Source organism: Leptospiraceae bacterium, from assembly GCA_015075105.1.
In the GTDB taxonomy this organism is placed as follows: Bacteria; Spirochaetota; Leptospiria; order Leptospirales; family Leptospiraceae; genus JABWCC01.
In genome coordinates, this window is record JABTUZ010000002.1 from 415,431 (window position 1) to 428,478 (window position 13,048).

The window sequence follows — 13,048 nt, forward strand, 5'->3', positions numbered from 1 at the left end:
CTGACATTATCAAAAATTCACTTGATAAAACTTTACAAATGCACTATTTTATTTCACATCTAAAGTTTTTAAAAAAAGATTCCATTCGTCTTCTGCCTCTGATTTTTTTTCCAAAGGATAACTCAAAGAAAAGAATAGACCCTTGTTTTTTCTTAGATAATATTTTTCTTTAACTATTTTATTTTTCTTTTCACCAAATTCATTTACATCATAAAAATTTGACTCGTAGTAATTTCCAACCTTCTCTCTTTTGAAATGTATTTCACGAATCCTGTTTTTCGTCAAACCTCTTCTTATATCCCACAATTGATAATAGTTGTCTTTTGTATAAACTAAATTCGTATTATGAAATGTCATCCCTGCAAAAAAAATAATTTTTGCATCTCGAATTTTTTTTACAAAAGATTCTGATTTTTTTAGTTCCTCTTCAAAGCCAGAAGATTTTTCTTTTTGTTTTGGGTCTCTCTTAATTAATCTAAAAAATTTCCATTCATAATCAGACTCCTTCCCCGACATATCATCAATTCTATCAGGAAAATTATACTCAAACTCCTTCCCTATTTGAAATCTAAACGCAAAAGCCTCACTTTCAATTAGTAAGTTTTTTTCTAATTCTTTTTTTTCGGTAATATAGCAACCATAAGGATCGGTTAGTATTTGTATTTCGTTCTCTTTATGACTAAACCTTTTGTACATTGTATTCAATAAATTTGTAGAGCTATCATAATTTCTCAATTTATCAGTAATAGAATTTTTTATCATAGATCTATTGCATAAATTAATACCCTTCAATAGTCTGATTCCTTGAATGAAATTCCCGTTCTCCGAAAGAACCTCGCTTTCAGATAAATGAATATCAAGTTGAGAAAAATCAGGAAAAACATCTCTATAAAAATCATTCAATTGAAACGCAATAGTCCCATTTTTTTTTATCTTGTATTCTCTACCAAAAAAATCTTCTTTTATGAATAAACTTTTAGTTTTATTTATTATAGTAGAAAGTCGATTGTAAAATTTTTCCTCTTCGTCAGAGACTTCCTGTATCCAAGAATTTTGCAATAGTGGGTCTAATTGTTGTGAAAAGATTTCCAAGCAAATAAAAAACAATAGAATATGAAAAATTTTATTTATTTCACACCTTCCTGTATAAAATTTTTAATCACAAAGGACTAAATTTTAATTTTGAAAAGTATTTTTATTTTCTAAAATGAAGCTATCCGAACTCTTTTCTATTATTGGAACAATTGAGTTATAACGAATTTTATACACCATCGGATCACCTACTCTTTGAAAAAATATATCGTCCTTTAGTTTTCCAATAGATTGAACTTTATAATTTTCAAGGGTTCCATTTTTATTTTTGTAGAAGAGCAATATTTCTATGGATGATTTTTTATCAATTTTAGATAATTCATTTTCTTTAGCAATTTCGTCAGCTTTCAAATCTAAAATTTTCGTAATAATGGAATTCACTTCATTCAACGAGGCATTTCCTACAGGAGGCTTTACTATATTCCAATTTTTATTTTCTTTTTTTAAGTTATACTTGATACTGCCATCGATAGAAACTAAAATTTCTGTCATATTATCCAAAATAATTCTATCAGAAAAAAGTTTTTTATTGACAAAAAAATCATCTTCTAATCTGCCCAAAGGCGACTTTAGATTATCCTCTACTAAATAAATATCTGATGAGTCATTGAATGTAACGTGAGTGTAACTGCCTCTTGGGGTTACAGAGCCTAACTTTAAAAACCCTTTCGATACATTTTCTTTACCGATTATTTCTACGCGAAAAACTTCTTCTTGAAATCCATAATTTTTAGAATTTTCTTTAGACGAAGAAACTACTGTAAATTTTTTTGCACTTAGATAAGATTTTATTAAATTAGAAATTTTAGACTCATCACCTGTAAATACACCTATCGAAGTTTTTATTATCCAGTGATCGTTTTCTCTGACTATCTCTATACTTTTTTTATCGTTCCCATCTTTTTCTAATTTTATTGCGGCAATTTCTTCTTCTTTAATTTTAAAGAATGAGGGTGCTTTTTCATAAGTGAACACAAATATTCCAAAAGGGTCTTTTATAAAAAATACTAACACAACAAATAGTACATTGAGTGATACAATTACAAACGCGTTATTCTCTTTTAAAAATAAAAATGATTTCTTAACTAAATTTTCAATTTTCATAATTACTCCGAAGCCCTTACATTATTTCTTCTCTTGAGTCTTGAAAAAGCAAACAGTGCCAAGAATATTGGAACAGCAAGCACATTAAAAAAACTAAAAAATATTTGGGTAGTCTTGGAAAATGGATGCAAATTCATAATCGTTCCTTTTCTTCCTCTCGCAGCAAGTAGATCGGTATCCCCCGACATCGAATCCAATAAATTCATCACGAATGGAATATTTGTTTCTTGAAAAGTTTCTCTAAACTCTCTTGTTGCAAGAATATCTGACACCAAATAAGGAGTACCAAGTACAACTATATTATTTTTTTTTCCGATAACAGTCTTAGAAATAAAATTTTCTTTCTTCTCTAACTTGGGTATAGAATCCTGTGTGAAGGCAGAATTTAAAGCCCCCTCTATGTGCAGACCAAGTAAAATTGGTGACCCATTTGGAGTCAGCTCTGAAGTAGCTACTGAATTTTCTCCGATATTTAGAAAATCTCCTTTTTTAGATGCGTTAGGCGTGCTCTCTAAAATCTTTACAAACTTAGCTTCTTTTTGTTTGTCGGGATTTATTTCTATACTAGAAACCCAAGGCAACAACAACGCATCTGTATCTATTGTCAAAGGACTCTCTTTGGATAAGCCACCATTTTTTTTATTCACTATGATCCATAATGGATAGTGGTACCTTCCAATCACCCCAGGCTCAACTTGCACAAGTGGACCCATAGGCATTGCATACTCCGGCTCTAAAACCAGATCAGATTTTACTTCAAATCCATAATTTTTAGTAAACTCTTGTAGGTTATGAGATTCAGGAGAAGTTCTTGCCATATTTTCTTCTCCTCCCATTCCCATCATCATACCATACTGTCTGTTTCTTTGGTCTAAAGAAAAATCCATAGTCTTGGCAAAAATTACTAAATTTCCACCTCTCATCAAAAACTGATCTAAATAATATTTACCAATATCTGTCAAAGAAGGTGCACCCGACCAAATCAATGTAACAACTTCATCGGGAACTTTTTCTTCATTTATATTCACGTCTAACACATTCCCGTTTTCAGGAACGTAGGCTTGAGTAATAAAAATTCCATAAGTGTCCTTTCCCGAACCTTGACCAGGTGGTGGAGCACTAAAAGAGCCTGGAGCTTTTAAAATCCCAACTCCTGAAGAAGAATTTTTCTTTACCATTTTTTTCAATGAAGAAAGAATCTGGTATTCCATCTGCTCTGCAAAAAACGCAACCGGAAGGACTTCAGTTTTTTCTCCCAAGGTTAATACGACTCCAAAATAGGCTTGCTTTAATGTTGCAGATCCTCTTTCGGATTTTTGTAAAGTCTGGGGATCTATCCCAAACTCAGTTGCTTTCTTTCGATCTGTTTCGTTTGAATCTGGATCAAAAAAACGAAGCTCTACCTTAGATTTATTCACTGAAGCAATTTCTCTAATCATTTCTTTTGCGAGGTCAAGTCTTGCCTTATACTCTCCTGGAATGTCGCTTGAGTAGTAAGCATCTATATACAACTTTTCAGGAAGAGATTTTAGAATTTTTTCTGTACTTTCAGTCAATGCAAATCTTTTTGAACGAGACATGTCCCATCTGCAATTCCAATCCGAAAATAAAAAATTACTCAAAAAAAATAAAGCTATTACATTAAAAATTATAAAATTTCTATTATGATTAAAAGGTGTAAATTTTTCTAACAGCTTCATCTCTTCCCTCTTAAAATCATTACGTTTAAAAATAACATTAAACTTATTACACTAAAAAAATAAAAGAAATCCCTCGGATCGAAAACACCCATTCTGAAAGATTCAAAGTGATGCGACAAAGAGAGGAAAGCTAATAATGCACCGGAAAATTTTCCGAAAAATTGCAGAATGGGTTGATACCCCATTAAAAACATTACTAAACACAAAAGTAATGTAACTACAAACGCTGTGATTTGATCTTTGGTTAAAGAAGATACAACCAAACCTAAACTTAAATAAGCACCACCTAAAAATAAAGTCCCGACGTAACCTGAAAAAACTAAACCAAAATCCAAATCCCCTAATATCCAAATCGTAATCGGTACAAAAATACTACCAAAAATTGTCGCGCCAAGAAACGCCCAAGCAGAAAGAAATTTTGCGATTACTACCTCATAATCTTCTACCGGGAAAGTCATCAAGACTTCGATAGTTCCAGATCTCTCTTCTTCAGACCAAAGCCTCATACTGATAGCAGGTATAAAAATTATAAAAAGCACGGGAACCCATAAAAAATATTGCTCCATACTCGCAATTTTCATTTCCCAAAAAGAATTTCCACCAAGACCGAAAAAAAATAAAAAAGAAACTAAGAGCAAAAAAAATGCGCTAAAAATATACCCGATCGGAGTATTGAAATAAGTTGAAATTTCTTTTAAAAAAATAGTTTTTATATTTTTCATTTTAATTACCCGTTAAATCTTTAAATACAGACTCTAAAGATTTTTTGTGAATTCGCATTTCCCTTACTAAAACCCCGGAGTTTGCTAAAATTTGGAAAATATTTTCATAAGAATCATTTTTCATTAAAATAAGAAAAGAGTTAAAATCGGTTTTATTTTCTTCAGAATCATCATACTTTCGGATTTCTAGAATATCTAAAGAACTAAATATATTTTTTACTTTTTCTTCGTTTGCGCGAACTGTGATTACAACACCATGCCCTTTGTGTAATTCACTCACAGGTGAATTGGCAACAATCTTACCCTTATTTATAATAATCACATCATCACAAATATCTTCAACTTCTTGCAATATATGAGTAGATAAGATAACAGTTTTGTCCTTACTCAAATTTTTAATCAAGGCTCGAATTTGTGAAATTTGATTAGGGTCAAGACCGGAAGTAGGCTCATCTAAAATAATTACTTCAGGGTTGTGAATTAGAGTTCCCGCAAGCGCAACTCTTTGTTTAAACCCTTTGGATAAAAACCCAATCGGTACATGAAAGTGGGTTTTAAGTTCACAAAGATTTTTCATCTCTTCTACTTTATTTGAAATTTCAGGATTTTCTATTCCTCGAATTTCTGAAACGTATTGCAAATATTCACTCACTAACATATCGGGATAGAGTGGTGCCGATTCTGGCAAATACCCCATTTTCTTTTTTACAGAAATTGGATCGCTTAAGAATGATTCATTTTTATAAAAAATTTTCCCAGAAGTCGGTCGGATAAATCCTGTAAGTAATCTCATTGTAGTGGACTTGCCTGCGCCATTTGGACCAAGTAAGCCGGTCACTACTCCCGGGCGAACTTGAAAGGAAATATTATCTACTGCAATTTTTTCAGAAAATACCTTTGTTAAATTCTCAGCTTTCAACATATCTATTTTTGCATTAGCTTATTTTTACCATTTTTTTGTCGAGTATAAATTTTTTCCAAATAAAAGGTATAAAAAAAATAGATTCCCTGTCATTAGAAAAAAGATAAATATCATTATAATAGCAAGAGACTGCGATCTACTATAGTATTGACACCTCTAGTAGAATTTACAAAACTATAAGAAAACCTGCCTAAATTGTAAATAGAAAGGGAGAAAAATTTTTAATTGCCAATATTGCCTACTCACAAATGAAAATTAATTGACTTGAAAATATATATTAGCAACTAAGATTTGATAAACTTCTAATGATTAATAAAGTAACTGCATATAAAAAGATTTCAGAATTGGTAGAGCGATTTGCTGACCAATACGACAGCTATAAAAAATCAGAATACAACGAAACGCAAACAAGACGGGATTTTATTGACCCATTTTGGAAAGCCTTAGGTTGGGATATTGACAACGAAAATGGCTATGCCGAAAGTTACCGTGAAGTAATTCACGAAGACCGTGTAAAAGTTGGAAAAGCAACAAAAGCACCTGACTACTCATTTAGACTTGTTGGCGGAAAACGATTATTTTTTCTCGAAGCAAAGAAGCCAAGCGTTTTAATCAAAGACGAGATTGCACCAGCTTATCAAGTTCGCAGATACGGTTGGAGTGCAAAAATGCCGATTTCTGTAATCACAGATTTTGAAGAATTTGCAATTTACGATTGTTCTACAAAACCAAAAGAAACCGACAAAGCAAGTAACGGACGAATAAAATATCTGACTTACGAAAATTACATTTCGGAGTTCGATTTTATTTGGGACACATTCGCAAAAGAAAGGGTTTTGCGTGGCAGTTTTGACAAATACATCACGAGCGACAAAAACAAAAAAGGAACATCGACAGTTGATAACGAGTTTTTGCAATCGCTTGACAAATGGCGTGTTGAACTTGCTGTAAACATAGCACTTCGCAACAAAAACATTTCCGAAGATGAACTCAATTTTATCGTTCAGCACACGATTGATCGCATTATATTTCTTCGCATTGCCGAAGATAGAAGCGTAGAACCTTACGGAGATTTGCAAACCGACATCAAGACAGGCGACTTTTATAAAAACCTTTTATTCCGTTTTCATCAAGCCGACCAAAAATATAATTCGGGACTTTTTGATTTTGCGAAAGATAAAATCAGCGATAAAATTTCGATTGATAACAAAGTTATCAAAAGCATTATTTCCGAACTTTATTACCCGATTTGTCCTTACGAATTTTCAGTTTTATCGGTTGAGATTTTAGGAAGTGCTTACGAGCAATTTTTAGGCAAAAAAATTTCACTTTCCAAAAGTGGTAAAGCCACTATTGAAGAAAAACCCGAAGTAAGAAAAGCAGGTGGCGTGTATTACACACCGCAATACATCGTTGATTACATCGTAAAAAACACAATCGGGAAATTGGTTGAAAACAAAACGCCAAAAGAAATAAGCAAAATAAAAATAGCTGACCCTGCCTGCGGCAGCGGCAGTTTTTTGATTGGTGCTTATCAGTTTTTGTTAGATTGGCACAAAGATTTTTATACTCAAAACGGAAAGCAATCCAAAGGCAATAAAGACAATCCACTTACACCAACAGGCGAACTTACCACAGCCGAGAAAAAACGTATTTTGCTCAACAATATTTATGGTGTGGACTTGGACAGCAACGCAGTTGAAGTAACAAAATTGAGTTTGCTTTTAAAATGTATGGAGGGCGAAACCAAAGAAACCATTGAAGCCCAAACTAAACTTTTTCACGACCGCATTTTGCCAACGCTTGACAACAACATCAAAAGCGGAAACAGTTTAATTGACCTTGATTATTACGACAACGAACTCGACTTTGGCGAAGAACGAAAAGTAAAACCTTTCTCGTGGCAAAAAGCATTTCCCGAAGTTTTTAAACAAGGTGGTTTTGATTGTATCGTAGGAAATCCGCCTTATGGAGCTGATTATGGAAACGAATTAAAACACTATTTGTCTAACAAATTTCATTTACCAATTCCAATAGCTGACACTTATTTAATGTTCTTGCTTCAAGCATTTAACATTTCAAAACAAAATGCTTGTGTTTCGTATATCATTCCTTCGACTTGGCTTTATATGCCAAAATTCAACGTGTTTAGAGAACGAATAATAACCGAAAAATATTTGTCAGAAATTCAACTATTCAGAAAATCAATTTTTGAAGATGCGACAGTTGAAACTTGCACAATAATTTTGCATAACGAAAAGCCAAATAAAAAAGCAACTTACAGTTTCAAGGAAATTAAAGATGAACCTAATTTGTTTATTGGAGAAACTCAAAATCAGATACAACTTGAATTATTGAATAACGCTGAATATTCATTGGTTTTATCAAACAAAAATGATGATGATTTGTTTAATAAAATACGAAACCAAAACAAACCATTAAAAGAAGTTGCTCTTACTGTGTGTGGTCTTACACCTTATCGAGTTGGAAAAGGAACACCAATGCAAACGGAAAAGATTGCAAAAAATAGAGCGTATGACGCAGACTTCAAAAAAGACAAAACATATCGTCAATATTTAATGGGGCGAGATTTTAATAAGTATCAATGGTGCATTGAAAAAGAACGTTGGATTAGTTACGGAAAATGGTTAGCAGAGCCAAGATATAAAGCACCTTTTGACGATGATAAAAAAATCGTAATTAGACAAACTTCTGATAGGTTGATTGCTCATTTAGACACAAACAAATATCTATCATTAAAAAATGTCCATAATTTAAGAGTTACAAATTCTGAACTTTCATACGAATATCTACTTGCAATTATCAATTCAAAATTATTGGATTGGTGGTATCAAAAACTTATTCCAGAAAAAGGGCGTGTTTTTGCGGAAGTAAAAGTTGTAAATCTTGAAAAACTTCCAATAAAAATAATTGATACAAAAAACAATACAGAAATTCAAAAACAAAACGAAATCATCAAACACGTTGAAACTCTTTTAAAACTCAATGCAGACAAGCAAAACACAACTTTACCGAGCCAACTTGAAATGATTAACAACAGAATTGACCACGCAGAAAGTAAAATAAACGAATTGGTTTATCAGCTTTATGAGTTGACAGAAGAAGAAATAAAAATTGTAGAAGAAAGATCATTACATAAATCTGCGAAAGTTTAATTACTCGCCTTAAATTATTGCAAATAAAAAAGATGCCCCATACCGAACTTAGATCAAAATAATTCTGTTTGAAAAAGTTGAAACGGAATCATGTTTAAAAAAAATAACTCAGTTATCAAGAACACCAAATAAAGCATAGAATCAAAAAATTGTTTCCCAATTCTGAGAAAATAAAAACTTTTTCAATAAGGCAAATTATCTACAGATTAAAATTGACTTTGTACATATCCAAAAAAACATAGATTCAGATTTTATTCAAGGACTCATATCTTAATACGTTCTACAATAAGATTAAATTTATTTCTCAAGATTTCTAACCAAGATCTTGTTGGAGAAAAAGATGACCCAATCAATCAATGGAAGTTTAGATACAATTTATCAAGAAATTGTCAGAAGAAATGCAGGGGAAACAGAATTTCACCAAGCAGTTAGAGAAGTTTTAGAATCCTTAGGACCCGTTTTAGACAAACATCCTGAATTGGCTCAAAATAAAATTATCCAAAGAATAGCCGAGCCAGAACGTCAAATTATTTTTCGTGTTCCGTGGCAAGATGACAAAGGGGAAATTCACATCAATCGAGGATTTCGAGTTCAGTTCAATTCTTGTCTTGGCCCATACAAAGGTGGGATTCGATTTCATCCTTCTGTATATCTTGGAATCGTGAAATTTCTCGGATTTGAACAAATTTTTAAAAATGCGTTAACTGGTCTTCCTATTGGAGGTGCAAAAGGAGGATCTGACTTTGACCCTAAAGGAAGAAGCGACAGCGAAATTATGAGATTTTGTCAAAGTTTTATGAACGAATTATATAGACATTTAGGGGAATACACAGACGTTCCCGCCGGAGATATAGGAGTAGGCGGTCGCGAGATTGGTTATATGTTTGGTCAATATAAACGTTTAACAAATCGTTACGAGTCAGGTGTACTTACCGGAAAAGGTTTAGCTTATGGTGGATCGCTTGTTAGAACAGAAGCTACCGGTTATGGCGCAGTTTATTTTGTTTCGGAAATGCTCAAAGTAAAAAAGCAGTCAATCGAAGGGAAGACCTGTTTAGTATCAGGTTCAGGAAATGTTGCAATCTATACGATTGAAAAAATTCATGAACTTGGCGGAAAGGTAATTGCATGCTCTGATTCAAATGGTGTGGTTATTGATAGAAAAGGCATCGACTTAGAATTTTTAAAGCAAATTAAAGTTACTGAGCGCCGAAGAATTAAAGACTATTGCGAAAAACACAAAGACGCAATTTACCAACCATCCGGAAATATCTGGGAAATTCCATGCGATGTCGCCATGCCTTCTGCTACACAAAATGAAATCAATGGTAAAGATGCAGCCAAGCTCGTTAAAAATGGTTGCAAGGTTGTCGGAGAAGGTGCAAACATGCCTACTACACCTGAAGGAATAAAAGTATTCTTGGAAGCAGGCATTGCTTATGGGCCAGGGAAAGCAACTAACGCAGGTGGCGTTGCAACTTCTGCGCTCGAGATGCAACAAAATGCATCGAGAGATTCCTGGTCATTTGAATACACCGAGGAACGATTAGCAAAAATCATGCGTAACATTCACGAGATCTGTTACGAAACTGCCGATGAATACGGCACCCCGGGAAATTATGTAAATGGAGCAAACATTGCAGGATTTATCAAAGTAGGGAACGCCATGCTCTCTATGGGTTTGATTTAAGCCAAATTTATACTCATTCTGAAGATGAATTTATCAGAGTGAGTATAGAAAATACTTTACACTCTTACCAAAAATAAAAATCTTTTCATTATGAATCTTAGAACTACAAATATTGAAAAGCTTCAATCTGTAAAATTTGATGTACTAATTTTGGGTGGTGGAATAAATGGTGCAGTCAGTGCGGCTGTTCTTTCGGCAAGAGGAGCAAAAGTTGCTCTGATAGACAAAGCTGATTTTGCCGGACTTACCAGCAGCAGCTCATCCAACCTTGCGTGGGGCGGGATTAAATACATGGAAACTCTCGAATTTCCCTTAGTCAGAAAACTTTGTATGTCGAGAAATCATCTAATCCGAAGTTATCCATCTACCGTAGAAGAAATTCGATTTTTCACTACACATGAGAAAAACTTTCGTCACGGACTTTGGAAACTACTCGCAGGCACTTGGCTTTACTGGCTAATAGGGAATTGCTTTACAAAAATTCCAAGGCTACTCACAAGAAAAACAATTCAAAAAGAAGAGCCTTTCGTCAACATAGATACAAGCAATGGAGGTTTTGAATACTCCGATGCTTATCTTCATGATAACGACGCTCGATTTGTTTTTAATTTTATTCGCTCCTCTTTAAACTATGGTTGTATCGCCGCCAATTATGTTGAATCTCTCGGAGCACAAAAAAAGTCCGATGAATACTGGAGTATTAAAGCTAAAGATAAAATTTCAGGAAAGCAATTTACTATCTCTGCAAAAATTCTAATCAATGCCTGTGGACCATATTTAGATGCACACAATAAACTTACCAAAGAATCCACTATTCACAAACACGTTTTTTCAAAAGGGATTCACCTAATCGTAAACCAGATCACTCCAAATAAAAGAGTGCTAACTTTTTTTGCAAACGATGGAAGATTATTTTTTGTAATTCCAATGGGAAACCGTACTTGCATAGGAACTACAGATACAAAGTTAGATACTCCGGAGTCCTACGTTACATCCGAAGATAGGAAATTTGTATTAGACAATATCAATCACTTGCTAAAACTTCCTTCTCCTTTAACCGAAAAAGATATAATTGCCGAGCGTTGCGGGGTGAGACCTCTCGTAGTTACAACTTCTTCCAACTCTGAAGGAGATTGGATGCAACTATCCAGAAAGCACGCAGTAGAGAGCAATTCTACCTCTAAACATATAAGCATCTTTGGAGGAAAACTCACAGATTGTTTAAACGTAGGTGAAGAAATTTATGAAATCGTCCAATCCATGGGAATCCTTTTTAATTTCCCAACTAAAAAATGGTATGGCGAACCCTCAGAGGAAATCAAAAACGAATTTCTCCACCAAGCAAAATTAATTGGGTTAGATGAGATGACCTCTCCTCTATCTTCAGAAGTGTTAAGCAAACGCCTTTGGAGAAGATACGGTGCTCAATCATTTGCACTATTAGAAAATATTCGTATGGATCCGAAAATGGCCGAAATTTTAATTGAAGGCTCAGAGTATATTCGTTGCGAAATAGAGCAAACAGCAAAAAGAGAAATGGTAACGAAACTCGAAGACTTCCTAAGAAGGCGATCCAAGATAGATCAAGTAGTTAGAAAAGAAGAACTCAAAAAATCGAAAGGATTAAAAGAAGCGTGTAAAATTCTTTTTGGAATCGAAGCAACTTCTAAATACAATGAGTATTTTTCTAATTAAAATTTACTTTTTTTCTTTTAAATTCTGATCTCTTCTGGAATAAGCCGGGTCAATGTTTCCCATAGAAATGGACAATTCTTCCAAATCTGGTTTCATCCAGACATTGGGATAGATTCCTTCTCCTTCCAAAACTTTAAAGAAATTGTCTGAATGAATAGTTAAATATTTATTCCTGTCTTTGGAAATTACTCTTTCTATTTCGTGTCGTAAATTTTCAAAGTCTGTCTCGTTTATGTTTGCTGGAAAATCGGCTTCGTGTAACAATTTCAGTAAAATTACAAACCTACCGGAGTGTTTTAAAATTTTTAAAGCAAAAAGCATCTCTCTTAGTTTTAGTAAATACAAATAGGGTCTTGTGTTTTTTGCAAAAATTAGTTTCTGCTCTGCTTCTTCAATATCCCGAAATCCCATTCGTAAAAATGCAATTGTTTCAGTTTTTTCTTTTCCTCTTGAAATAGATCCAAGTCTATTTAATTCCATTCGTATCATGTAAATATTTTTTGTAAGTGTACTTTCATATAGAGAGATTAATAATTTTTGAGTATGTCGTATTCTTTGATAGGCCTTTGAATAATCTGATTCAATATATAAAATTTGAGATTCTACGTAATGCTGGATACATCTTTTATAGAGTTTTTTTTCTTCATCTGAACCAAAATTGGAAACTGTAGAATTGATTGACTGCAAGATTAATTGATTCTCTTCCATACCGTAAGCTACTTGCTGATTAGCAGAGCTGGAATATTCATCAATTTTCCATAAAAATAAAAAACAAATTATTATGTAAAATTTTTTACTCATATAGTCTCAAATAATTTTCGGTGAAATTTATATTTTTTGAATGAAAAATAAAAATTAGTTGCTTCTTGAAACTTTATGTCTTTTTGAATTAGAAAAGAAATTGTAAACTATTAAAAGCAATCACTAGAATATTAAACTTTTTTGAA

At 33.1% G+C, this 13,048-nt stretch carries 9 protein-coding genes; 3 read left to right on the forward strand and 6 right to left on the reverse strand.

Annotated elements, in window-relative coordinates:
- Nucleotides 1–48: 48 nt before the first annotated feature.
- The 5 genes from HS129_11945 to HS129_11965 all read right to left on the reverse strand — a co-directional run bounded on the left by HS129_11945 (nt 49) and on the right by HS129_11965 (nt 5,540).
- The gene (locus tag HS129_11945) at nt 49–1,059 is read right to left on the reverse strand and encodes a hypothetical protein (GenBank protein ID MBE7412749.1); all 1,011 of its coding nucleotides are present in this window, start codon (nt 1,057–1,059) and stop codon (nt 49–51) included.
- A gap of 117 nt (nt 1,060–1,176) precedes the next feature.
- Nucleotides 1,177–2,196, reverse strand: a complete 1,020-nt coding sequence (locus HS129_11950; protein ID MBE7412750.1) for a DUF4340 domain-containing protein — start codon at nt 2,194–2,196, stop codon at nt 1,177–1,179.
- Nucleotides 2,197–2,198: 2 nt separating this feature from the next.
- Nucleotides 2,199–3,896, reverse strand: coding sequence for a GldG family protein (locus HS129_11955; GenBank protein MBE7412751.1), 1,698 nt, complete (start codon nt 3,894–3,896; stop codon nt 2,199–2,201).
- Nucleotides 3,893–4,618, reverse strand: coding sequence for an ABC transporter permease subunit (locus tag HS129_11960; protein ID MBE7412752.1), 726 nt, complete (start codon nt 4,616–4,618; stop codon nt 3,893–3,895). The genes HS129_11955 and HS129_11960 overlap by 4 nt, the downstream gene beginning before the upstream one ends.
- A gap of 1 nt (nt 4,619) precedes the next feature.
- Nucleotides 4,620–5,540, reverse strand: coding sequence for an ATP-binding cassette domain-containing protein (locus HS129_11965; protein ID MBE7412753.1), 921 nt, complete (start codon nt 5,538–5,540; stop codon nt 4,620–4,622).
- An 836-nt stretch (nt 5,541–6,376) separates the two neighbouring features.
- Here HS129_11965 and HS129_11970 point away from each other — a divergent pair.
- The 3 genes from HS129_11970 (at nt 6,377) to HS129_11980 (ending at nt 12,101) form a co-directional block, all read left to right on the forward strand.
- Nucleotides 6,377–8,716 carry an N-6 DNA methylase gene (locus tag HS129_11970; protein MBE7412754.1) on the forward strand — a complete coding sequence of 780 codons (2,340 nt, stop codon included), beginning with the start codon at nt 6,377–6,379 and terminating at the stop codon, nt 8,714–8,716.
- 340 nt (nt 8,717–9,056) lie between these two features.
- Nucleotides 9,057–10,406, forward strand: coding sequence for an NADP-specific glutamate dehydrogenase (gene gdhA, locus HS129_11975; GenBank protein ID MBE7412755.1), 1,350 nt, complete (start codon nt 9,057–9,059; stop codon nt 10,404–10,406).
- A 90-nt stretch (nt 10,407–10,496) separates the two neighbouring features.
- On the forward strand, nt 10,497–12,101 hold the full coding sequence (locus HS129_11980; GenBank protein MBE7412756.1) for an FAD-dependent oxidoreductase: 1,605 nt from the start codon (nt 10,497–10,499) through the stop codon (nt 12,099–12,101).
- A gap of 3 nt (nt 12,102–12,104) precedes the next feature.
- Here HS129_11980 and HS129_11985 read toward each other — a convergent pair whose 3' ends face one another.
- The gene (locus HS129_11985; protein ID MBE7412757.1) at nt 12,105–12,902 is read right to left on the reverse strand and encodes a hypothetical protein; all 798 of its coding nucleotides are present in this window, start codon (nt 12,900–12,902) and stop codon (nt 12,105–12,107) included.
- Nucleotides 12,903–13,048 lie beyond the last annotated feature (146 nt).